The sequence below is a fragment of the Acidiluteibacter ferrifornacis genome (assembly GCF_009909615.1).
GTDB lineage: Bacteria > Bacteroidota > Bacteroidia > Flavobacteriales_E > Vicingaceae > Acidiluteibacter > Acidiluteibacter ferrifornacis.
In genome coordinates, this window is record NZ_WWNE01000005.1 from 219194 (window position 1) to 242902 (window position 23709).

The 23709-nt window shown below is 34.5% G+C and carries 15 protein-coding genes and 1 riboswitch; of the genes, 7 read left to right on the plus strand and 8 right to left on the minus strand.

Going from position 1 to position 23709, the window contains the following annotated elements:
• Nucleotides 1–102 precede the first annotated feature (102 nt).
• From GQN54_RS05290 to GQN54_RS05305, 4 genes are all read left to right on the plus strand, one after another.
• Nucleotides 103–2958 carry a choice-of-anchor tandem repeat GloVer-containing protein gene (locus tag GQN54_RS05290; protein WP_160632473.1) on the plus strand — a complete coding sequence of 952 codons (2856 nt, stop codon included), beginning with the start codon at nucleotides 103–105 and terminating at the stop codon, nucleotides 2956–2958.
• 178 nt (nucleotides 2959–3136) lie between these two features.
• On the plus strand, nucleotides 3137–5809 hold the full coding sequence (locus GQN54_RS05295; RefSeq protein WP_207554830.1) for a T9SS type A sorting domain-containing protein: 2673 nt from the start codon (nucleotides 3137–3139) through the stop codon (nucleotides 5807–5809).
• A gap of 290 nt (nucleotides 5810–6099) precedes the next feature.
• Nucleotides 6100–8067 (plus strand): 30S ribosomal protein S1, encoded by a 1968-nt coding sequence (gene rpsA / locus GQN54_RS05300; RefSeq protein WP_160632475.1) that lies wholly within the window; start codon nucleotides 6100–6102, stop codon nucleotides 8065–8067.
• 92 nt (nucleotides 8068–8159) lie between these two features.
• On the plus strand, nucleotides 8160–8945 hold the full coding sequence (locus GQN54_RS05305) for a DUF3667 domain-containing protein (protein WP_160632476.1): 786 nt from the start codon (nucleotides 8160–8162) through the stop codon (nucleotides 8943–8945).
• Nucleotides 8946–8959: 14 nt separating this feature from the next.
• On the opposite strand, the gene GQN54_RS05310 is transcribed toward GQN54_RS05305, so the two are convergent.
• Together GQN54_RS05310 and GQN54_RS05315 are read right to left on the minus strand one after the other, a co-directional pair.
• The gene (locus GQN54_RS05310; protein WP_160632477.1) at nucleotides 8960–9373 is read right to left on the minus strand and encodes a VOC family protein; all 414 of its coding nucleotides are present in this window, start codon (nucleotides 9371–9373) and stop codon (nucleotides 8960–8962) included.
• Nucleotides 9374–9457: 84 nt separating this feature from the next.
• Nucleotides 9458–11590 carry a prolyl oligopeptidase family serine peptidase gene (locus GQN54_RS05315; protein ID WP_160632478.1) on the minus strand — a complete coding sequence of 711 codons (2133 nt, stop codon included), beginning with the start codon at nucleotides 11588–11590 and terminating at the stop codon, nucleotides 9458–9460.
• Nucleotides 11591–11704: 114 nt separating this feature from the next.
• Between GQN54_RS05315 and GQN54_RS05320 the strand changes: the two genes are divergently transcribed.
• A complete protein-coding gene (locus tag GQN54_RS05320; protein WP_160632479.1) occupies nucleotides 11705–13465 on the plus strand; it encodes a DUF885 domain-containing protein in 1761 nt (586 codons plus the stop codon).
• Nucleotides 13466–13589: 124 nt separating this feature from the next.
• Here the strand turns inward: GQN54_RS05320 and GQN54_RS05325 are convergent, their stop codons facing one another.
• The 4 genes from GQN54_RS05325 to GQN54_RS05340 are packed head-to-tail and all read right to left on the minus strand — an operon-like array spanning nucleotide 13590 to nucleotide 18131.
• On the minus strand, nucleotides 13590–14258 hold the full coding sequence (locus tag GQN54_RS05325) for a hypothetical protein (RefSeq protein WP_160632480.1): 669 nt from the start codon (nucleotides 14256–14258) through the stop codon (nucleotides 13590–13592).
• A gap of 9 nt (nucleotides 14259–14267) precedes the next feature.
• Nucleotides 14268–15536 (minus strand): dihydroorotase, encoded by a 1269-nt coding sequence (locus GQN54_RS05330; RefSeq protein ID WP_160632481.1) that lies wholly within the window; start codon nucleotides 15534–15536, stop codon nucleotides 14268–14270.
• A 14-nt stretch (nucleotides 15537–15550) separates the two neighbouring features.
• Nucleotides 15551–17566, minus strand: a complete 2016-nt coding sequence (locus tag GQN54_RS05335) for a BatA domain-containing protein (RefSeq protein ID WP_160632482.1) — start codon at nucleotides 17564–17566, stop codon at nucleotides 15551–15553.
• A 37-nt stretch (nucleotides 17567–17603) separates the two neighbouring features.
• On the minus strand, nucleotides 17604–18131 hold the full coding sequence (locus tag GQN54_RS05340) for an NUDIX domain-containing protein (protein ID WP_160632483.1): 528 nt from the start codon (nucleotides 18129–18131) through the stop codon (nucleotides 17604–17606).
• 78 nt (nucleotides 18132–18209) lie between these two features.
• On the opposite strand from GQN54_RS05340, the gene GQN54_RS05345 reads away from it, so the two are divergent.
• Nucleotides 18210–19367: a 1-acyl-sn-glycerol-3-phosphate acyltransferase gene (locus GQN54_RS05345; protein WP_160632484.1), complete on the plus strand. Its 1158-nt coding sequence runs from the start codon at nucleotides 18210–18212 to the stop codon at nucleotides 19365–19367.
• Here the strand turns inward: GQN54_RS05345 and GQN54_RS05350 are convergent.
• Together GQN54_RS05350 and GQN54_RS05355 are read right to left on the minus strand one after the other, a co-directional pair.
• On the minus strand, nucleotides 19364–20128 hold the full coding sequence (locus GQN54_RS05350) for a CDP-alcohol phosphatidyltransferase family protein (RefSeq protein ID WP_160632485.1): 765 nt from the start codon (nucleotides 20126–20128) through the stop codon (nucleotides 19364–19366). The genes GQN54_RS05345 and GQN54_RS05350 overlap by 4 nt on opposite strands.
• Before the next feature lie 139 nt (nucleotides 20129–20267).
• Nucleotides 20268–22808, minus strand: coding sequence for a TonB-dependent receptor (locus GQN54_RS05355; RefSeq protein ID WP_160632486.1), 2541 nt, complete (start codon nucleotides 22806–22808; stop codon nucleotides 20268–20270).
• Nucleotides 22809–22915: 107 nt separating this feature from the next.
• Here GQN54_RS05355 and GQN54_RS05360 point away from each other — a divergent pair, with 107 nt between their 5' ends.
• Nucleotides 22916–23374 (plus strand): NUDIX domain-containing protein, encoded by a 459-nt coding sequence (locus tag GQN54_RS05360; protein WP_160632487.1) that lies wholly within the window; start codon nucleotides 22916–22918, stop codon nucleotides 23372–23374.
• A gap of 66 nt (nucleotides 23375–23440) precedes the next feature.
• Nucleotides 23441–23640: riboswitch (cobalamin riboswitch) on the plus strand.
• Nucleotides 23641–23709 lie beyond the last annotated feature (69 nt).

A 23709-nucleotide genomic window follows, 5' to 3' on the forward strand; every position in this document is an offset into this window, starting at 1 on the left:
ATTTTGGGAGGGTCGTTTTTTTTGCGCCCACATTGTTAATGAATCTTAAATCCTCTGTATATTTGTTTGATTGACTATTGAATAGAAAAACGATTATTACTTATGAGAACTAGACTGAAATTAATCTTATTACCTACTCTAATATTCTTTTCAACATGCATTTTTGCTCAAAAATACGAGATGTGGGGGATGACCTCAGAAGGAGGGGAGTTTGGAGCGGGTACCATATACAAAACAGATTCTTTTGGAAATAATTTAACCAATGTTCATTCTTTTGAATTTAATAAAGGAGAAGAACCTTATTACTCTAAAATATGTGAAGCGACCAACGGTAAATTCTATGGTTTGACTTCAGATGGAGGGCGGAGAGGTGATGGTGTATTGTTTGAATACAATGATTCCACAAATGAGTATAAAGCAATTTATGAATTTACTAGTTATTTCTCTGGGAGTTTACCACTCGGTGGAATCATTCAGGCTTCAAATGGAAAGCTTTATGGGATGACATCAGAAGGTAAACTAAACAATTCAGGGGTTCTGTTCGAATATGATTTAGTTGCAAAATCTTATCAAATACTATTCGAATTTGGAACTGCGAATGGAGGTAGGCCAAATGGTACATTATTAGAGGCTTCAAATGGAAAGTTATATGGAGTTGTTCCTTTTGGTGGAACATTTGGGGGTGGAATTTTATTTGAGTACAACACTTTAAATAATACTTTCACAACAAAGGTTAATTTTAATAGGTTAACAATTGGTAGTAATCCACAAGGTAGTTTAATTCAAGCGACTAATGGCAAATTATATGGCGTAACATCTTTTTTAAGTGGATTCTCTAGAGTAGGAACTCTGTTTGAATACGATATTTTACTGGATACCATTATCAAGAAATCAGAATTCTCGGGACTCAAAGGTTCAAATCCTCTAGAAGGACCTATTGAAGCATCTAATGGAAAATTCTACGGAATGACCAATACAGGAGGGGTTAATAATTTTGGTGTGATATACGAATACGATTTGGTTACAGATACCTTAATAGTAAAAACACACTTTGATAGCCTAACAAGTGGTAAGCATCCCACTGGTAGTTTGGTTGAGATTTCAAACGGACTGTTTTATGGTGTAGCGCGGTATGGGGGAATTAACAATGATGGAGTATTATTTGAATATAATAATCAGAACGATTCCTTATTGAAAAAGATTGATTTTGAATATACTCAGAATGGATATCAGCCAATGGGATCATTAACCTTAACTTCTTCAAATAAGTTGTTAGGGACTACTTTTTTAAGCGATACCGGAGCAGGGTTATTATATTCCTATGATTATATAGGGAATCAATTGAATAATTTAAAATTCCTAAACCATTCAGCTATTGGAAGACACCCTGAAGGAAGTTTAACCTATGCCAATAATGGAATGTTGTATGGAACTTCTAGAGAGGGTGGAGCTAACTATTGGGGTTCTTTATTTGAGGTAAATCCCTTAACAGGAGAAGTAAAGACTAAAGTTAATTTTGATTTAGTTAATACAAATGGCTTTCCTCAAGATAATCTACTTTATACAAAAACTAATAGAATGTTTGGAGTAGCGACATATGGAGGTACTTACCGAAGCTCAATATTATATGAATATGATTTTTTATTAGATACCATTTCTATTGCACATGAGTTTATTTATGGTACGAGCTCTAAAAGTAGTTTAATTGAACATTCTAATGGGAAAATATATGGCTTATCCTATCAAGGATCCTTCAGCAATAGTTTAGTAATTTTTGAATTTGACTATAATTCTAAAATATTTCGATCATTGAGTCCAATACCCGGATCTTCTTCTTATGGAATGATAATCGAAGGACCAAATGGTATATTATACGGTGTAAGTACTTCGGGGGGTGTAAACAATAGTGGATATTTGTTTTCTTATGACATCACTACGAATGCATTTAATTCGTTGTATGATTTTAATGGAGTTAGTGGTCAAGCTCCATTCAATGAGTTAACATTAGCAAGTAATGGTAAACTCTACGGAATGACTTTGTATGGTGGATCAAATGGCGAGGGCGTATTGTTTGAATATGATGTTACAACTTCAACTTACACTAAAAAGTTAGATTTTGTTGATACAATCAGTGGAGGTAACCCTGAATGTCAATTAAGGGAACTGAATCACGGCAAACTTTATGGAGTTGTGCCTTATGGTGGTAAAAATTACGGGGGGGTATTGTTTGAGTATTCTTTTATAACAGACACTTTGATTAATAAATATGAATTTAGTGGAGGATTAAATGGTGCAGAGCCATATGGAAGCTTGATAAAAATACCAACTTGTATTATGCCAAAAGGAACTAGAACAATTACTGCATGTAAAAGTTATGTTTCACCAAGTGGTAATCATGTTTGGACCAGTTCAGGACTATACTCTGATACGCTTCAAATTTCAGGCTGTGATAGCGTGATCTCTGTTGATGTAACCATAAAAAAAGTAGATGTTTCTATAACTAATTTAAGTGGAAATACATTAGTAGCAGGAGCACTTAATGTTTCATACCAATGGCTCGATTGTATTAATAATTATTCAATTATTACCAATGATACTAATCGAATATTCAGACCAGAAACAAGTGGCATTTATGCTGTTGAAATTACTTCAAATGGTTGTATAGATACTTCCGCTTGTTATCCAATAACAGTGGTAGGTATTTCTGAAAATCAACTCAGCAATAATTTCGCAGTATTTCCCAATCCGACCAATAGCAATGTCACACTATCTTTAGGTGGAATGTATGGCGCTTTCACCACTCAAGTATATAACGTACATGGAATGCTGATCAACGAAAGTACTCACCAATCTGCCAATCAAGTTGAGGTAGAGTTAGGAGAATCGGAAGGTATCTATTTCATTCACTTAATTACGAGCAATGGAGAAAAGGTGGTTCGGAAGGTAGTGAAGAACTAACATTATAAATCATAGAAATATACTAACGACTCTTCCATTTTGGGAGGGTCGTTTTTTTTTGCATAGAATTAAAAAAAAAGGGACAAATGTTAGATGAATGATGCAACTGTTTAGTTAATTTAAACGTTTATAATTAAATCTATTAATGGAAGATTTCAAACCTAAACTTACCTTTATGATGAAAAATAGACTAAAGCTACCTGTACTAATTCTCTTGTTACTTCTTTCAATTTTTACTTTCTCACAGAAACATGAAATGTGGGGTGTCACGACTCGTGGTGGACTATCAGAAAGAGGAGTGATATTTAAGGTTGATTCTTTGGGGAATAACTTTAATATCGTTTACGACTTCCCCGCCATAAATGCTTCAGAGCCAGGTTATGTAAATCTTTGTGAACATCCTAATGGTAAATTGTATGGTACAACAACTTCAACTTTTAGCAGTGCTAATGGAACAATTTTCGAATACGATCCTATTCTAAACGAAATTACTGTGAAAATTAATTTCGATACTTTGTATCTAGGTAATCCTTTTGGCGGGTTAACATTAGCGCCAAATGGAAAGTTATATGGGAATACTAGTTCAGGAGGAATATATAATGGAGGTACTATCTATTCATTCGATCCTGTAACAAATAAATATAGTTTAATTCACCAATTTCAAGATACTGTAACAGGTAAAAGACCTTTGGGTGATTTGCTTTTAGCAGCAAATGGAAAAATGTATGGACTGACAAGTTTTTATGACGGATTAAAAAATGTAGAAGGAATATATGAATTAGATATTATAACAAACACTGTAATTAGTGTTGCTGAATTTCCTAACTCTAGTGTTGGGGAATCCCCATCTGGTAAACTAATACAAGCTTCAAATGGTAAACTATATGGGCTAACAAGTGCAGGTGGAGTGAATGGAAAGGGGGTTCTTTATGAGTATGATTTAGTTTTAGATACCTTAATAAATAAATATAGTTTTAATCAATCTATAGGAGAGAATCCAGTTGGGTCCCTATTTGAAGCTGCTAACGGTAAGTTATATGGATTAACATATTGGGGTGGACTTAATTATAAAGGAACACTTTTTGAGTATGATATTTCTATCGATACTGTTATTAAGAAGGTTGATTTTGGTCGTGGATTTAATTTTAATTATTATCCAAGGGGAGTTTTTTTTGAAGATACAATTGGAACACTTATGAATCACGACGGACGAAACATTGTAACTTATAATTATTTAACTGACACATTAATTTTACAAGCGGGTTTTATTTCAATAGGCGTTAGTGCAATTGCAGGAGATTTAATTAAAACATCATCTGGAAAGTACTATGGGTTGGCAGCTTCGATTAATAATGATAATCACGGTGGGGTTTATGAGTACAAAAAAGCCACAGATAGCTTAGTCATTAAAAATAGGTTTAATTACAACGAGTTGGGAGGATCTCCAGTTGGAAGTTTGTGTCAAGCAGACAATGGAATGCTTTATGGAGCTACAGTTATTGGCGGCGAATTCAATGCAGGAGTTATTTACGAGATTAATCCAAATAATAATTTTATCAGAAAGGTAGTTGATTTAAGTTTTGGAGTACAGTATCAATTGATCCAAGCCTCCAATAAAAAATTATACGGCGTAAGTGGGAATAGTATTTTTGAATTAGATTTGAGTACTGATAGCTTAACAATAGTACATACTTTTAATACCTCAGGGATAAATTCTCCAATTGGTAGATTGTTGGAAGCAAGTAACGGAAAACTTTATGGGATTGGTCAAAAATATCTTTCTGGAGGACTAGGAGGTATTTTTGAATATGACATTCAGACTAATACTTTGGTAGAAAAACATTTATTCCTGAGCTCTTTCCCAGAAAGATACTCTGGAGGTTTAATAGAATCAAATAATAAACTGTATGGGGTGAATGCTTCAGGTGGATTTCACGGTAATGGTTCTATTTATGAGTTTGATTTATTGACAAATACTTTTTCAACTAAGTATAATTTTGTTGATACCATAGTAAACCCAAATGGAGAACTTTTGGAAACTTCCAATGGCGTCTTTGTGGGAACAACAAAGCGTGGAGGGGCAAACAGTGTTTTTGGTGTTAATGGTTCCGGAATTCTATATGAGTATGATAACAACAATAATAAATTTACAATTAAGAGTTTATTCATTAAGGATAGCACTGGATATTATGCCAATGAGGGTCTAATTAAAGGAGGAAATGGCAACTATTATGGGGTAACTAAATATGGCGGAAACAATAATAATGGAGTAATATTTGAATACAATCCTTCTACTAATATCAATTTACCTAAACATTCATTATCAATGTCAAGTACGGGAGGTATCCCATTTAGTTCTTTGACTAAGGTTTTAATTTGTCCTTCAGCGACAGTTACTTCTCTAGGAAGTAGTCTAAAAGCAGATGTCTCCAATGCCACCTACCAATGGTTAGATTGCAACAACAACTATGCAATCATCCCGAATGAAACAGGGCAATTGTTTACAGCAACAGCAATAGGAAACTATGCTGTTGAAATTACTTCAAATGGTTGTGTGGATACTTCCACCTGCTATCCAATTACAGTAGTCGGCATTTCTGAAAACCAACTCAGCAATAATCTCGCAGTATTTCCGAATCCAACCAATAGTATTGTCACATTATCTTTAGGTGGGCTATATGGTGCTTTTACTACTCAAGTGTATAACGTACATGGAATGCTGATCAACGAAAGTACTCACCAATCTGCTACCCAAGTTGAGGTAGAGTTAGGAGAATCGGAAGGTATCTATTTCATTCATTTAATTACGAGCAATGGAGAAAAGGTGGTTAGAAAGGTAGTGAAGAACTAACATTATAAATCATAGAAATATACTAACGACTCTTCCATTTTGGGAGGGTCTTTATTTTGTGTTCTTCTGGGTAACAAAAAAATGAATAAAACAATTCTGAAAAATTCGATTGCATTTCACCTTTCAAAGAGAATGTTGTTTGATTTCAAGAAGGTTAGGTTATTTTAAAATTATAATAAAAAGCCTTACATTTGCAGTCCAAAAAATCGACGTATTGGTATAGTCGGTTAACTATTAATTTCTTTCGTTTAAATACCAACAAGTAAACGAAATACAAGTAATTATTCAGAATGTCTGAAAACAAAGAAAAGGATACGAACCCTGCAGAGGAGATCGTGAACAAAGCAAAAGAAGTAGCAACTAATGCTGTAGAAGCAGTTAAAGACGCAGCAGAGGCTGTAGTTGAAGCAGTTGAAGATGCAACTTCAGAAGAATCAAATGAGCCAAAAGCAGATAACAGCATTAATGCTTCTGTAGCGGCTGACTCTAAAGATTTTGATTGGGATTCTATCGGTAAATACGATGAATTGTATTCAAAAGCTGAAAGAGAAAAAATGGAAGAAGTATATGGAGATACTTTAACTTCTATTAATGAGCAAGAAGTGTTAGATGGAATCATTGTTTCTAAAAACACAAGAGAAGCTGTTGTAAACATCGGTTACAAGTCTGATGGTGTTATCCCAATGTCTGAATTGAGATATAAAGACGAAGTAAAAGTTGGAGATTCAGTTGAAGTATTTATTGAAAGCCAAGAAGATAAAAATGGTCAATTATTATTGTCTCACAAGAAAGCAAGAGCGCTTAGAGCATGGGATAGAGTAAATGATGCGTTGGAGTCTCAAGAAGTAATCAAAGGTTATGTGAAATGCAGAACTAAAGGTGGATTGATCGTTGATGTATTTGGTATTGAAGCATTCTTACCAGGTTCTCAAATTGATGTGAAGCCTATCCGTGATTACGATATGTACGTAGATAAAACGATGGAATTTAAAGTTGTGAAAATCAACAAAGAATTCAAAAACGTTGTAGTATCTCACAAAGCACTAATTGAGGCTGAGCTTGAAGTTCAGAAGAAAGAGATTATTGCTCAATTAGAAAAAGGACAAGTATTAGAAGGTACTGTTAAGAACATTACTTCTTATGGAGTATTTATTGATCTTGGTGGTGTTGATGGTTTAGTTCACATTACCGATCTTTCTTGGGGACGTGTTAATCACCCAGAAGAAATCGTTGAATTAGATCAAAAGGTTAATGTTGTTATCCTTGATTTTGATGATGACAAGAAGAGAATTGCTTTAGGTATGAAGCAATTAGAGAAGCATCCGTGGGATGAGTTAGACGAGAAATTAACTGTAGGCGACAAAGTAAAAGGTAAAGTTGTTGTAGTTGCTGATTATGGTGCTTTCGTTGAAATTCAGCCTGGTGTTGAAGGTTTGATCCACGTATCTGAAATTACTTGGTCTAACCACTTGAAGCCTGCTCAAGAATTCTTTACTGTAGGTGATGAGGTTGAAGCTCAAATTTTAACCTTAGATAGAGAAGAAAGAAAGATGAGTTTAGGTGTTAAACAATTGACTCCTGATCCATGGGAAGGTATTGTTGAGAAATTTATCGTTGGTGATAAGCACAAAGGTAAAGTAACTAACATTTCTGACTTTGGAGTATTCGTTGAATTAGAAGAAGGTGTTGACGGTTTGGTTCACATTTCAGATCTTTCTTGGTCTAAGAAAATCAACCATCCTAAAGAAGTTACCGCTGTTGGTGATGAATTAGAGGTAGTTATCTTAGAAGTTGATAGAGAAAATAGAAGATTAAGCCTAGGTCATAAACAATTGGAAGAGAATCCATGGGAGACATTTGAAACCATTTTTGAAGTGGGTTCAATCCACCAAGGAACTATTACAGAAATCAATGCAAAAGGTGCAACAGTTGTTTTACCTTATGGAGTTGAAGCTTTAGCTACGAAGAAAAATATCGTAAAAGAAGATAATACTACTGCTGCTGTTGATGAAGTACTAGACTTTAAAATTGTAGACTTTAATAAAAATGCACGTAAAATTGCAGTGAGTCATACTCAAATTTTCAAGGATGCTGAGTTTGAAGAAGTAAAAGAGAAGAGAGCTTCTGCTAAAGCGGAGCATGCTCAAACTGCGAAGAAGATTAAGACGATGCAAGATTCACAAGAGAAAACAACTCTTGGTGATTTAGATGCTTTGTCTAAATTGAAATCAGAGATGGAAAAAGGAGAGAAGAAGTAATTTTCTTTTCGAAACCATAATAATTGATCCCTTCCTGATAAAATCAGGAAGGGATTTTTTTATATTTCAATTTTAATACATATTGAGTAAGTATGGAAATAATTACCGACCAGTTTTCTGAGGCAGCATTAAATACCTGCAAAACTTGTAAAACCGAATTACTCGGCCCGTATTGTTATCATTGTGGACAACGAAAAATAGCTAAGCGGTTTCAACTAAAAGATTCTATCAAATGGGTTTTTCATCAACTCTTTAATATGGATCATGGTCTGTTTTTTACAACTTTTCGGTTGTTTAAAAATCCACAAAAAGTTCTTTTAGACAACATTACTGGTGCGACAGTTAAGTATTTACATCCCTTTCGATTTATTTTTATTTGGGCTACCATTAGTGTTCTAATATCCTTGCTATTTGGATTGAATGAAAAAGCTCAAGAGTTAGGTATGCCCCAATCTGGAATAAAGGCGCAAGAAGTTGGAAAAGATGTTCAAGAGTTTATCAATAAATACCTTACACTGATAACAATAGGCACAGTACCCTTTTTTGCTTTTTACAGCAAACTCTTTTTTAGAAAGTTCAAATTGAATTATGCTGAACACCTAATTATTAATTCATATAGTTACGGGGTTACAATTGCCGTTGGTACATTGTTTTATTTCTTATGGCTTATTCCTGGATTCTTTTTGTGGTCTACCGCAATTTCTGCACTTATTACTGTGATAATTTTTTCTTGGATTTATAATCGGTTTTTTCAGGTGAATTTTTTGATAAGCCTAATCAAATCATTTTTAATCTATATCATTTCATACTTTACCATAATCCTGATAGGAGGGGTTATTGCTGGTTCAATGGCTATAATCAATAAGATTTCGTTTTAAAATCTCATTAAGAATTACCTTAAAAATACTTCAGCTTCATTAGTAAATGCTTTAAGTTCTATAGGGTTTCCACTAGGGTCTAAAAAAAACATGGTGCGCTGTTCTCCTGTTTTTCCTTCATATCGAAGTGTTGGCTTGATAATAAACTTGGTCTGTATGCTCTCTAGCTTACTTTGGATACCTTCAAACTCTTTAACGGTAATCAGACAGCCAAAATGGGGGATGGGTACTTTGATTCCATCTACGTTACCACAATAATCTAATGCTGGAATGTCTTTACTTACGTGAGCAGATAATTGATTGCCAAAGAAATTAAAATCGATCCAATCTTCAGTGGAGCGACCTTCAATACAATTTAATAATGCGATATAAAATTGGCGTGTACTTGCTATATCTTTCACCTTAAAGGCGTAATGGAATGTTTTCATGATGGTGTTTTAAATCTAAAAAGTACAAAAAAAACTCCCTACCTCATGGAGGTAAGGAGTTAATAAACTATAAAGAAATGGTTGTTATTTTAAATAGGTTACTCCCTGATTCCATAGGACAAAGCTCCAAATGTCAGCCCACTCTTCTATGGTTTTTGAAGTTGGTTTTCCTGCTCCATGTCCTGCATTTACATCTACGCGAATTAGCAATGGGTTTTTATCTGAACCTTTTGCTTGTAGTTCTGAAATGAATTTAAATGAATGAGCAGGAACCACTCGATCATCATGGTCAGCAGTAGTCACCATAGTCGCAGGGTAGTCTGTTCCTTTCTTCACATTGTGCAATGGAGAGTACCGATATAGATTTTCAAAACTTTCCTTTGTTTCACTATCTCCATATTCACCTGCCCATGCCCAACCAATAGTGAATTGATGATAACGTAGCATATCTAAAACACCTACACCAGGTAGTGCTACTTGAGCTAAGTCAGGACGCTGTGTCATTACAGCTCCTATTAAGAGTCCACCGTTACTTCTTCCGTGTATTGCCAATTTTTCAGTAGAGGTGTACTTGAATTTTTTTAGGTATTCCGCAGCTGCAATAAAATCATCAAAAACATTTTGCTTTTTTTCCTTCATCCCTGCCTTATGCCAATCTTCACCATATTCGCTGCCACCTCGCAAATTGGCAACGGCATATATTCCACCTTGTTCCAAGAAAACGGTTGTTTTTACATCAAAATAAGGCTTTATACTGATATTAAATCCACCGTATGCATAAAGAAATGTCGGATTCTGCCCATCCATCTTTAAACCTTTTTTGTGGGTAATAAACATCGGTATTTTAGTTCCATCCTTACTTTCATAAAATACTTGATTGGTTACATAATTGTCTCCATCGAAAGCGGTTTTAGCTTCATACCAAATAGAAGATTTCTTGGTTTTCATGTCATACTTGAAAATGGTTCCAGGTTTTGTATAGGACGAAAATGAATAAAAAGCTAATGAAGTATCTTTGTCTCCACTGAAGCCCGCAGATCCCAAACCAGGTAACTCTATTGCATGGCTGAAGGTTCCATCTTTTTCATAGATTTCAAGAGCAGTTACAACATCTTTCATATAGGAAGCTACCAATTGATTATTAGCTATGGTCACACTGTTTAAATAGTCCGTTTTTTCTGGTAAAACATCCACCCAATTTTCTTTCGAAGGATTTTTTAAATCTACTTTTACTAGTTTATTATTAGGAGCATTGACATTGGTAAATAATAAAACTTCTCCATTTTCGTAACCAACTACATTCTGTTCGTTTTCAAAATCATCCACTAAAGTGATAAAACCTTCATTTTTATCCAATTCTTTTACCATTAAAGTATTTCCTGAAGTCGATTCAGACCCTGAAATAATGAGTAGGGTTTGAGCTTCATTCACACCGGCATAAAAGTTCCTTTCCGGATTGACTTTATCTTCAAAAATTAATTGATCAGTTGACTGAGGAGTTCCCAGTTTGTGGTAGTACACTTTATGAAATTCGTTCTTGTTTGAGAACTCTGAACCTTCTTTAGGAGCATCATAACTACTGTAATAAAAACCATCTTTATACCAGGATATACCTGAAAACTTAACCCACTTAACGGTGTCTGCAGTCATTTCCATTTTATCCATGTTCATTACTTGAATTTCAATCCAGTCTGAACCTGCTTTAGAAACCCCAAAAGCCATATATTCTGCATCTTTAGAAAAGCTTAAACCATTCATGGCAGCTGTACCATCTTCTGACCATTCATTTGGATTTAATAGTACTTTTTCTTCTCCTTCTAGGCCTTCTCTGTAATAAAGAACAGATTGATTTTGAATACCATCGTTTTTATAGTAGAAGTAGTATTTTCCTTTGTTAAAAGGGGTAGATACTTTTTCATAATTCCAAAGTTCTGTCAGCCTATTTTTCAATTGATCGCGATAGGGTATCTGACTCAAATAATCAAAAGTAACTTCATTTTGTGCTTTTACCCAGTTCGCAGTTTCTTCAGAGCGATCGTCTTCTAACCATCGATAGGGGTCGTTTACTATTGTCCCAAAGTAATCATCAGAGATACTATCTTTCCTAACTTCAGGATATGGTTTTAAAGTTATACTAGTATTCAATTCTTCTTTTTTTTCTCCCTCTCCACAAGCAAACAAGCTAAGAATAGAGGAGGCTATAATTAATTTTTTCATTGATTAGTTTTTGCGTTTCAATGGTAAACTTAATCATTTGATTAAAATCAAAAATGGATTTAGTAAATCGAATAAGAAAATTGTACTTTCGAATTGTAATAAATTTCTAAGAAGATGAAGAAAATTATCGGATTGATAGTCGTTTGTATGATGATAACAGCTTGTTCTCATACTGACAAAAGTAAAAATGAGGTTGTTAATTTAGACGCTCAATTTGATACTTTTAAAACAGGTTTCATTGAGGAACTGTGGAAAATATTTCCAAGTTGGGCTTCAGCTGAAGGAATGCACGATTATGATCATATTTTGACAATCCCTAACGACTCATATCGTAACGAGGTGATACAGTTTTTAGACTCTTCTAAAGCGAGATTAAGTCGATTTAATTTAAAAAGTTTATCTGGTGGAAATACGACCGATTATTACTTGATTAGAGATTTTATTGATGGGCAGTATTTTCAATTGAATGAATTAAAGTCATACGAATGGAATCCTTCACAGTATAATCTAGGAGGTCAGTTTTTTACTGTTCTCAACTACCGAGACCATTCTCTAGAAAAACGACTTCAAAACATTTCTGAAAAATTAAAAGCTGTAGGAGATTTTTATACAACCGCAAGAAATGAAATTACGGCACCTACTTTAGTTCATACTAATTTGGCTATTCAACAATTAAAAGGGTCAATAAATGTTTTTGATAAAGCGATAAGAGATTCATTGGACGTCTCATCTTTAAATGATTCGGAGAAAAATGAAATTACCTTACTAGTAGATTCTGCTGTAGCTTCTATTAATGGTTTTGTTGGTTGGTTAGAAAATGAATTAAAGCCTCAGGTTGAGCGTGGTGAACGTTCTATTGATTTTCGATTAGGCACAGATTTGTACGAAAAGAAATTTAAGCACAACATGTCGTCAACGTTTACAGCCAGAGAAATCTATCAAAAGGCGATTGAGAGAAAGAATGATCTGCATGAAAAAATGTTTGCTTTAACAAAAAAAATGTGGTCTAAATATCTACCTGAATCAAAAATGCCTGAATGGAAGGAGGACGCCATTAGAATGATGATAGATACCTTATCAGGAATCCATGCTGATCGAGATTCATTTATTGTTACTATTCGCAAGCAAATTCCCGAATTAGAGCAGTTCGTAATTGAAAATGATTTAATGACACTCGATCCTGAAAAACCTTTGGTGGTAAGAGCAACCCCGGAATATATGCGTGGTGTTGCGGGTGCGTCTATTTCTGCTCCTGGTCCTTATGACTCAGAAGCGGAGACTTATTATAATGTCACTCCACTGGATCATTATTCACCAGAGCAAGCAGAAAGCTATTTGCGTGAATACAATCAATATATGTTGCAGATATTAAACATTCATGAAGCGATTCCTGGTCATTATACTCAACTAATTTATAGCAATCAATCACCCAGTTTAATCAAGAGCATTTTAGGTAATGGAGCGATGATTGAGGGTTGGGCCGTATATTCAGAATTGATGATGCTAGAAAATGGTTATGGTAATCATTCAGATGAGCTCTGGTTAATGTATTATAAATGGAATTTGAGGACTGTTTGTAATACGATTTTAGATTATAGTGTTCATGTCTTGAGTATGAATGAAGAAGAAGCTCTTCAACTTTTAATGAAAGAGGCGTTTCAACAAGAAGAGGAGGCAAGAGGAAAGTGGAGAAGAGTGCAATTATCATCCGTTCAATTGTGCAGTTATTTCACAGGGTTTTATGAGATAATGGAGCTAAGAAAGGAGTTACAAAAAAGAAAAGGAGAGTCCTTTGACTTGAAGGCATTTCATGAAGAGTTTTTAAGTTACGGAAGTGCCCCCGTGAAGTATATTAGACAACTAATGCTGAAATAATCCATAGAGTCGGATAGAAAATTCACTAGTTTTTAAGAGAGCAAAGTGGAATCATAGGTTATAATGATTTCTTGCATCTAATGATAATAATGAGAAGTAGCGAATATGCCAAGATGACTACAAACTAGTCGGTTTTAATTTTTAACTCACTAGCGACTTTTCCTGTTTCTGCATCAAATTGGATTTTTATAATTTGATAAGAGCAGGTTTTACAAATACCATCAAAGTAGTAATAGGTTAATTTTTGACCTAATTCATATCCTTTTCGATTATAGTGCTCAACTTTTCCTCTTTTTAAAGTGATACGATTCCAAATGGCATCAGGATATTCTTCCAACACTTTTACTTTTGCATTTTCTAATGAGGTAAGTTCTCCATTTGCAAGTTGGATGGCATAGCCTAGTTTAACCAATTGACTATCTATTACATTAAATTGATGGTCTAAATAAAATGATATGGAATCAATTAAGTTAGAATCAGTATATAAATAATAACGTGCTTCAGTTCCAAGTATGGTAGTATCAAATCGGATACTGTCGTTAGGTAAGAGACTGTCAGGTACTTTCGTAATTTCATTTTTGATTAACACAGTATCCAATCTAAATGTAGGAGCCATTTCTACGTTCCGATTCAAATAGTCAACCATATAATTGTGGATGGATTCTATCGTTTTTACTTTAGGGTCAATTTTTACCGCTAGTGTTTTATCGGTTTTAACAGAGCTCTTCTTTTTTGTTTGTGCAAAAGAAATCATGGAAAGCAATAAGCTTATTGTCAAAAGTGTTGTTTTCATGATTTTAGCTTAGGAGTATACGATTTGGTTATGGTTGATAATTCCTAAAGGTTTTCCAATTAGTTCCATTCCTATAAATGGGCTGTTCTTAGATTTAGAGGCGATGTCGCTTTTTTCTAGTTTCCAATTTTCTTCAGGGGAAAATAGTGTAAGATTAGCCATTTCTCCTTCTTTAATTTGAATGGGTTCCAATCCAAGAACTCTTCTGGGATTGTCTGCCAACTTCTCTATAATTTCTTCTAACTCTAATTTACCTTTCAAAGCCGTGTTAGCTGCTCCAAATGCCGTTTGAAGGTTGATAATACCGAAAGCAGCGTGATCAAATTCTCGCTTTTTAGCTTCTATATCCTCAGGCACGTGATTGGAAGTAATTACATCAATGGTTTTGTCTTTTAGACCTTTTATTAAAGCCTTAATGTGCGATTTGTCGCGAAATGGAGGTTGAACCTTGAACCTTGTATCAAACTCGTCCAGATAACTATCATCTATAAGTAGATGAGCAGCACTGACATCAGCGGTTACTCTTAACCCTTTTTTCTTAGCTTCTTTGATTAACTCTACACTTTTAGCGGTGCTGAGTGTAGAAAAATGTATTTTACCTTCTGTGTATTCTAGAAGATATAAATCCCGATTCACGATGATTTCTTCTGCTAATGCAGGAATTCCTTTTAAACCTAAATGCATGCTTTTCTCGCCTTCATGCATCATTCCTTTATGGCTAAGGTCTTTATGATCTGCATAATTAATAACCAAACCATCAAATGCTTTACAATAGAGTAGGGCAGTTTTTAATAAATTAGGATTCTGTACAGAAGCCTTTCCATCAGTAAATGCTACAGCGCCTGTTTCGTACATATCGAAAAGTTCAGCTAATTCAATACCATGAATTCCCTTAGAGATGGCTCCCATTGGCAATAGGTCCACAATAGCACCATTTGCCTTATTTTTTACATATTGTACTATCGATTTATTATCAATAGGTGGCTCTGTAGCAGGAGATATTGCCACAGCTGTGAATCCACCCTTGGCAGCTGCATTTATTCCACTTTCAATGGTTTCTTTATGTTCGTTTCCAGGATCTGAAAAATTTGCACCCAAGTCTAACCATCCAGCCGAAATATGCAGATTATTGTGGGTGTAGATATTAACCTTTTCTGGTGGAGTTAAGTTGTTTCCAATTGCTTCAATCTTACCATTATTAATGTATAAGTCTATGACTTGATTATGGAATTCAGAATGTTTTGAAATCAATTTGGCCGATTGAATAAAAAGCTTCATTTGCAATTGGTTTTTTAATGATAAAGTCTCAACAAAATTACTTCAAACCCTAAGAATAGCAAACATAAAATGATGCAATACTTCCACAAAGAAAATCCTTGGGTGTTTTCAGTTATTTCTTGACTCAAAAGTTCGTTATTCGAAGATAAAATTGCATATTGATTCATCCCATTTTGATCTAAGGAAGACCTTAACTCTTCCGAATTGAAAAACTCCATAGAAGATTCTCTTCGGTCATAATTGAAGCTTACTCCATTTATTAAATCTTCAGCATGATAAATATTAAAATTGCCCGCTTTTCCAATTTGTCCATGGGTAAATAATACAGTTTCACCATTTAAGTTACGCTGTTCAGGTATAAAGTCTGTTGAAGTTCCTCTAATAGTTAACGGCTGTTCGCTTTGACGATAATTTCCTACTTCTATTTTATTGTTAGAATTTAAAAAGTAAAATAGTGGAGTGGAGCGTTGACTTCGAAGCGCAATGTTGTATAAAGTAGGAACAAAAATAGCGTGCTCCGTAAAATTACTTGCAGATGTTGAAAGCTCTGTTGCTAGGGTGTAGATGTTTCCTTTATCAAAATTGGAATGAATTAAAAATGGCTTTCTATTCTGAAATCTTAAAAGTACTTCTCCTATTGATTTTATTTCAATATACTTCTCTACCACTGGTAAGTTTAAATTTTTTGGAACGTTCTCAAATACGTTCTGATATATAGGTGCATCCGTATTAATATAATCCACTTTAGAAGGAGCAGAAATTAATTTTCCATAAGAAACCGATAAGGCATTCAAACTATTTGAAATGGACGATTGTTCTGCAGTAGAACTTGAAATAAATAAACTTCCACCATTGCTTACAAATTTTTTTAGTTCCTGAACTAATCCACTCGAGTAGGAAGACAGTCCATTCACAATGATTAATTGTTGAGTATTGAAGTCGGAATAATTTACTTGATCTTTCGGTGATTGTGTTAAAGTGAAAAATGCATCGTTACCAAAAAGTGCTTTCAAAGATTTATTCTCTTCTTTTTCATTAATAACCATTATACTAATGTTGTCTTTGAGCATATAATTAAAATAGAACTCATCATCGAAAGTTATGGGGTAATCTTTGATACTGATTTTTGCCATTTGTATACCTTTTTCAGCATTCGTAAAGCTTAAAGTATCAGTTGTACTCTCATTGGGGCCAATATTAAAACTGCCTGGTGTTTTAGTTTTTCCATTAATTTCTAGTCGGATAGGTATGTTTTCATAACTTTTGCCTGAAGCATTGGTAATTTTAACGACAATTTTTTCCATGCCATTCGCTTGTCGATAAGGGCTGTAGAACCAGCAGCTGTCAATATACAAGTTAGATAAGGTAGTAGCTTCTAATGGTACAAAGTTCAGTGGAATAACCGTATCTAACTTAATGTCTTCAATTTTAGAGGTCTTCTTTTGAAAATCGGAAATCAAATAACACTGTTTGTTTGGTGCTTCATTAGAAACCATAATGTCCTTGAGGCGCTTTTCTACTTCAGCAATGGTTTTAGTCGCCGGACTTAAAGTAACAGTTTGAATCAATTCGATGAATTGTTCCTTATTGACCGCTCTTTGATGTTTGCCTTCAAAATCATTGGTCAATAAAACAAATTGATCATCAGGTCGATATGCCTCTAAAATGCTTAAGGTTTTATTCTTTGCTAAATCAAGTAGTTGACCGTTATTATTTTCGGCTTGCATACTGAATGAATTGTCTAGATAAATTCCAATCAATGAATTTCCAACTTTAGGAGCAGAATCACCAGAAGGTAGAATAGGTTGTGCAAAGGCAAAAACTAGAAATGTAATGGCTAAAATTCTACTTATTAATACCAATAAGTGTTTTAGTTTATTAGCAGATTGTGTTTCTTCTTTGATGTCCTTCAGAAAACGAACGTTGGTGAAATAGATCGTCTTGTATCTTCTAAAATTAAATAGATGAATGATGATAGGAATCGCAATGGCGATTAGGGCGTAAAGGAAATCGGGGTATACAAATTTCATCAAAGGTCGAAATTACAAATTAGAACCCAGTTGAACACTAATTTTGATGATGAATTTGAAACCATTGTTGCGCAATAATGGTTTTGGCATCTTCAAAGGTAGTTTGTAAAAAGGTGGTAGCATCCATTTTAATTAATTCGATGTTTTCATGTTCATCTTTAACCCCGCCTCCAGATCCACTCTGGTGACTCACTTCGGCATAAAACAAGGTCATGCGCTCGGTAACGGGACCAGGAGTTGTAAAAAACTTCGCTATTTCTTTGATTGAGTCAGTTTGGTAGCCTATTTCCTCCTCTATTTCCCGAATGGCGGTAGTGCTAGCAGATTCACCTTCTACATCTCTCTTACCTGCAGGAATTTCTATTAGTGCTTTTTCAGCACCTACTCTAAATTGCTTCACCAAGATGACTTTCTGTAATTGTGTATCCCAAACCAAAGCTGCTACAGAATCAAATAGATTAAACTGTTCTCGGTCAATAATTTTACCACTATATTCTTCTTCCAACTTCACGCTAAAGAGTTCATAAAAACCTTTAAATACAGACTTTTTTTCCCTTATTTTCATAGCTATTGGTATCTTTATCGTTTTTTTAAAGCAAAGTTAAGCTATTTATTAGCAAATAATTGAAGCTAAATTAGATTGATGATGGAAGTTGAGAAAATGGAATTCGAAGACATTAGACCGCTGCACGACAGTGAAGTAAAAGAAGGTATCGGCCGGTTACTAGCAGTAAAAGAATTTCGAGGAATGGTGGAATATGCTTTTCAGGGGATGATTCCATTCGAGAAAGTAGAGGAACAATTAAAACGCATTGAAACGGTTAAAGAATTTCAAAGTGGATTGATTACTAAAATGCTTGGGTTTGTAATCCAAAAAACTTCCGATTCTTTCACTTTTTCAGGATTAGAAAATATAGAGAAAGATAAAGCTTATTTGTTCTTATCAACACATAGAGATATCGTTTTAGATTCAGCGTTAATGAATTTGGTTTTAAACGATAATGAATATGAAACAGCTAGAATTGCCATTGGAGATAATTTAGTTAAAGAACCTTGGATAAATGATTTAGTTCGATTGAATAAAAGTTTTATCGTTAAAAGAGGTCGACAAGGGAAAGATAAAGTTTTGGCTTCTATGCAATTATCTAGTTATATCGCTCATTCAATCAAAACAGACAATGAAAGTGTATGGATTGCACAAAGAGAGGGTAGAACTAAAGATGGGATAGATAAAACACAACCTGGGTTAATTAAAATGTTATCTATTGCAGGGCGTAAAGATCCTGTAAATCATTTAAGATCATTGAATATTGTTCCTGTTTCTATTTCTTATGAATACAATCCCTGTGATGCGATGCTCTTGCCAGAATTGTTAGCGAAGAGTGAAGATCGTGAATATGTTAAATCACCAATGGAGGATTTAATGAGTATGATGAAAGGGATAGAGGGGAAGAAAGGTCGAATTCATTTGCATTTTGGCAGACCACTAAATGATTTTAGTGAGAACTTGAAGAACGTCAATGGAGAGAAATTTGTAAGTCAGGTGGTTTCTCTTGCAGACCATGAAATTTATCACACTTTTAAATTATGGCCCACCAATTATATAGCTTGCGATTTGCTTATAGGAAATCAACGTTGGGAGAATGAATATTCAGCGGAAGAAAAGGCCACTTTTGAAAAGGTGATGACCCAAAGAGTAGCCTCGGTGGAAGGAAATCCAGACAAACTAAAAGAGCTATACCTGAAAATGTATGCCAATCCTGTGATAATGAGGATGACTGAAACGAATGAAGAGAATTAATTCAAGGTTTTACGGATTCCTATAAAGATCAATATAAAAGCAGAGTAGTATATAAAAAACGGAATAATATAGTCTGCTAAATCGAAAGAAAGCATAATCCCCATCAATAACAATTGAAATCCTAATCCAAAGGTTGAAACAGCTGTCATAAGCCATTTTGGTATAAATTGATCTTTACAAGCGGTTTTGTCTAATTGGTAAATCGATCGATCAAATAAAGAATAGAAAAGCTGATAGAGTTTAAAAAGTAGGTTTACATTTTTTTGATGTTCCCCTTTTAGTGCTTTGGGCGCTCTTTTTTCAAAAACTCTACTCGTAGTATCTCCGTTATGCTTATTTCGAAGTATTACATAATAGTAATTGTATAACGTCCCTTGAAGTTGTAATCCTACGAAGGCAAGTATCATTTGTAGAAGTGAAGCTGTAGAAATGTACTGAATTGAAAGTAATAGTAAGAAATTCAGTATAATATCGGATACAGAGTCTAGGTATCTACCGACATAAGACGGTTGATTCTTAACACGAGCTAGTTCTCCATCTGCAGCATCTAATATAGATTTTAAGACTAAGAAAAATGCTGCTGCCCAATAATATGCATTCAATAGGCAACCAATGGCTATTAAGCCTGAAAATATAAATGCTACAGTAAGGTGTATTGCAGTAAACTTAGTGTCTTGTAGACTACTGGCTATCCATTTGGCAGCAGGTCTTCCATAATCGGATAAATCAAGAAATTGATTTTCCTTCGGTAATTTTGACATTTTTAAATCGACGCAGGCGGAGGGATTAAGACAGCTACGACAACACGCAAGTCTTTTAAATTATCTTTCTGCACTTTTTTTGTAAAAATACGACAGATATAACGAATAGACTGATAATTAAATAATTGATTTTTATTTTCTAAAAATTAAACTGAAGTCTAATGTTCAGTTGTCTAGAAGTTAAATAATTAGGGACAGCATATTGTTGGTTGCTAACATCGGTTACCCATAGGTAGGAAATCGTATTATTACGCTGCAATAGGTTAAATACTTCTGCGCTTAACCAAATGCTCTTAAAGTGTCTAAATGGATTTTTTTCTGAAAGTACACGCTTTTCTGATTTCAACATTTTTGAAAAACCAATATCTACTCTTAAATAAGCCGGAATTCTTAAGGTGTCCTTATAGCGCTCATTAGAGGGAGGTCCAAATGGTAAACCTGTAGCGTAATGGAAGGTTAAATTCGCTTTTAGGGTTGGATTCTTTGGCAAATAATCTTGAAAGAATAGACTAAAATTAAAACGATGGTCTGTAGGTCGGGGAATGTAACCTGGTTCATGTCGAATACTATCAACAGGAACACTGTTAAAAGTATAACCCGCAATTATTTTTTCACCATCGCTATTGAAATAATCAACGTAAAAATCATCTAAAATATCTTCTTCTGTCTTCATAAATCCAATGGTAGCCCATGATTCAACTCCTTTCACAAACTCTCCATTTACTTTCATATCCAATCCTGTGGCATAAGCATTGGCATTGTTTTCAGCATAATATCGGATTCTTACATTGTCAATTTCGTAGGGTATTACGTTCGTCATGTGTTTGTAATACACTTCCGTAGTCCATTTAAATGGTCGATCCCACGCTTTAAAGTTATAATCCACAGCACCAACCAATTGTATGGATTTTTGGGATTTAATATTCTCATTTAACTCTCCTTCAAAGTTTCTTAACTCTCGATAAAAAGGAGCTTGATAGTAGTAACCTCCTGACAATCTGAATAAGAAGTCTCTATCCCAATTGGGTTTAACCGAAAAGCTAGCTCTTGGACTAATGATGTTGTCGTTATTAAACGTCCAATAATTACTTCTAATCCCTGTTGTAAAGGTAATTTCAGTAGTGTCTTTTAATCGAAAAAACCAGCTTCTTTGAACATATCCCGTCACTCGATTAGAATTGATACTATTTTTAGCTTTGTAGACGTTACTCAACTCCAACTGCTGTTCTCTGATTATTGGTATCAAAGTGGAATCATATCCAATATAATCTTTAGGGTGGGGGAGAGAATAGCCAGCAGAATCAATCATGGTCCATTCACTTAATTTATCCTTTATCATTTCGCGTTGAAGTTTCACTCCCCATTCCCACGCTCCATTATTTTCAAATATTTTACCTTTATGCTCTACATTCACAACGCTTACTTCCAACATGTTTCGAGCATGGTTTCTAAATCCACCAACTCCTCTATTGAAAGCAACATCGCCAAAATTTTCGCTGCCAAGATCTCTATCCAATTCATCAATATAGTATTCTCCTAAAACATCAAAAGTTTCATCCTCATAGGCTTTGTAGGCCGACGTAATTAATTTTAAACTAGTGTTGGAATTTGGTTTATATTCATTGGTGAAGGCTCCAAAATAAGTTTCGTAACCGTTTAACTCTTGTCCCTCAAAGTAAACGGTCAACCGCAATGCTTCGTTAACTCTGCCAAACTCGGTTGTTCTAGTTTGAGGAATAAAGTTATATTGATTGCGAGAAATATTGCCTAAAAATCCTATTTCCCACTTTTCTGAAATGTCATATGTAATGTATGTTTGTGCATCAAAAAAGTTAGGACGGTATTGACCATCAGTATCTAAACTTCCTAATACGTACCTGTTGGTGCGGTATCGAACGCCAGCTAAGTAGGTCAATCGGTGATCACCAGGAGACCCTTCTAAGTGCATGCTAGCTCCTTGTAAACTTCCGCTAACAGAACCTGCAAACTCAGTTGGCTCCTTGTATTTAATATCTAATACGGAAGAATATTTATCACCGTATTTGGCATCAAATCCACCGGCTGAAAATTCTATTTCTGAAACCATGTCAGAATTGATAAAACTCAATCCTTCCTGTTGTCCTGATCTTACTAGAAATGGCCGATAAATTTGTACATCATTGACATAAATTAAGTTTTCATCAAAATTTCCACCTCTAACAGAATATTGACTGCTTAATTCATTGTTTGAAGTTACTCCTGGAAGTGTCTTTAGTAGGGATTCAAAATTTCCTGAAGGGTTTGGAATGAGATTGACATTCTTAGGATCAATTCGCTGCATGGTAGATGTGCGGTTTCGTTCTTCTTCTACACCCACTTCATTAATCTCATATGCTTTTGCCTCAATGGAGGTATTAATTTCCTTTTTTTCGCCTTCCTTTAAATTGACAGTAATGGTATTAATGGAATAACTAATATGAGAAATTATAATGGTTAGGTTTTTATTGGCTGAAACCGATAAAGAGTAATTTCCTTTTAAGTCGGTGGTTGTACCACCCGACTCACCTTTTACAGAAATATTTGCTGCAAAAACCGCATCTCCTTTTTCATCAGTAATGGTACCGTAAATTTCAGCGAATTGAGCTTTAGCCAATAACACTGAACTAAAGCAAATAAAAAGGAGAATGAGTTTCTTTAACATCGAGGGCAAAAGTAGTAAAATCGGGGAACGTACAATTTAATTTATTTGATGTAAAAACTTTCCTTGAACTGTTTTTATTGTCCATCAACGGTGCTTACATTTACTTAATGGATCAAAAATCTGGAATAAGTCGGTTTAATGTGCGAATTTATGGTGTTTTGTTTTCCAATGACCGTCAGCGAGTTTTAGTTTCAGATGAGTTTCGTTTCGGGCGAGCGTTTACAAAGTTTCCTGGTGGAGGATTAGAGTTTGGGGAAGGGGTATTGGATGCTTTAAAACGAGAGTTTTATGAAGAAATGGAGATAGATGTACTCAAAGCATCTTTATTTTATATCAACGAGAATTTTCAAGATTCTGCTTTTAGTAAGAAAGAGCAATTATTATCTATTTACTATTTAATAGAGGAGTATTCAGGACGGTTGCCAATGATTGCACAAGAACGATTTGATTTTGATCAGGTAGAAGAAGCGCAATCTTTTAGATGGATAGAAATATCCAAAATGTCTGAGGAAGAATTTACTTTTCCTGTAGACAAAGTAATTAGTAATAAATTAAAGTTGCTATAAATCAATTTTTTGTAAAATATCTATCAAACTTTCATTCCACTATTGTTCAACAATCATTATTTATTTTACCTTTGCCGCGTTATTGGTTTTTGATCCCCATGGGGTCGGAATTAAAAGGGAATTCGGTGAGAATCCGAGACTGTTCCCGCAGCTGTAAGCTTCAATAACTCTTTTACAACCCTTTGCCACTGTCCGGAATTTAGCGGATGGGAAGGCCGCTAAAAGAGGAAGTGAGTCAGAAGACCTGCCTATAACTTATAATGCTTTCGGGATAAAAGTGAAGTATAGGTTATTTGTCCGTCCATTGGATAATCTTTCTTTTCATTTTCCCGGTT

Bases quoted from the DNA above. Each gene is read 5' to 3' on its own strand.
- GQN54_RS05345 (WP_160632484.1), top strand. From the start codon at position 18,210: ATGATGGAAGTTGAGAAAATGGAATTCGAAGACATTAGACCGCTGCAC.
- GQN54_RS05325 (WP_160632480.1), bottom strand. From the start codon at position 14,258: ATGAAAACAACACTTTTGACAATAAGCTTATTGCTTTCCATGATTTCT.
- GQN54_RS05335 (WP_160632482.1), bottom strand. From the start codon at position 17,566: ATGAAATTTGTATACCCCGATTTCCTTTACGCCCTAATCGCCATTGCG.
- GQN54_RS05350 (WP_160632485.1), bottom strand. From the start codon at position 20,128: ATGTCAAAATTACCGAAGGAAAATCAATTTCTTGATTTATCCGATTAT.
- GQN54_RS05295 (WP_207554830.1), top strand. From the start codon at position 3,137: ATGAAAAATAGACTAAAGCTACCTGTACTAATTCTCTTGTTACTTCTT.
- GQN54_RS05360 (WP_160632487.1), top strand. From the start codon at position 22,916: ATGGATCAAAAATCTGGAATAAGTCGGTTTAATGTGCGAATTTATGGT.
- GQN54_RS05340 (WP_160632483.1), bottom strand. From the start codon at position 18,131: ATGAAAATAAGGGAAAAAAAGTCTGTATTTAAAGGTTTTTATGAACTC.
- GQN54_RS05315 (WP_160632478.1), bottom strand. From the start codon at position 11,590: ATGAAAAAATTAATTATAGCCTCCTCTATTCTTAGCTTGTTTGCTTGT.
- GQN54_RS05305 (WP_160632476.1), top strand. From the start codon at position 8,160: ATGGAAATAATTACCGACCAGTTTTCTGAGGCAGCATTAAATACCTGC.
- GQN54_RS05330 (WP_160632481.1), bottom strand. From the start codon at position 15,536: ATGAAGCTTTTTATTCAATCGGCCAAATTGATTTCAAAACATTCTGAA.
- GQN54_RS05310 (WP_160632477.1), bottom strand. From the start codon at position 9,373: ATGAAAACATTCCATTACGCCTTTAAGGTGAAAGATATAGCAAGTACA.
- GQN54_RS05320 (WP_160632479.1), top strand. From the start codon at position 11,705: ATGAAGAAAATTATCGGATTGATAGTCGTTTGTATGATGATAACAGCT.
- GQN54_RS05355 (WP_160632486.1), bottom strand. From the start codon at position 22,808: ATGTTAAAGAAACTCATTCTCCTTTTTATTTGCTTTAGTTCAGTGTTA.
- GQN54_RS05290 (WP_160632473.1), top strand. From the start codon at position 103: ATGAGAACTAGACTGAAATTAATCTTATTACCTACTCTAATATTCTTT.
- rpsA (WP_160632475.1), top strand. From the start codon at position 6,100: ATGTCTGAAAACAAAGAAAAGGATACGAACCCTGCAGAGGAGATCGTG.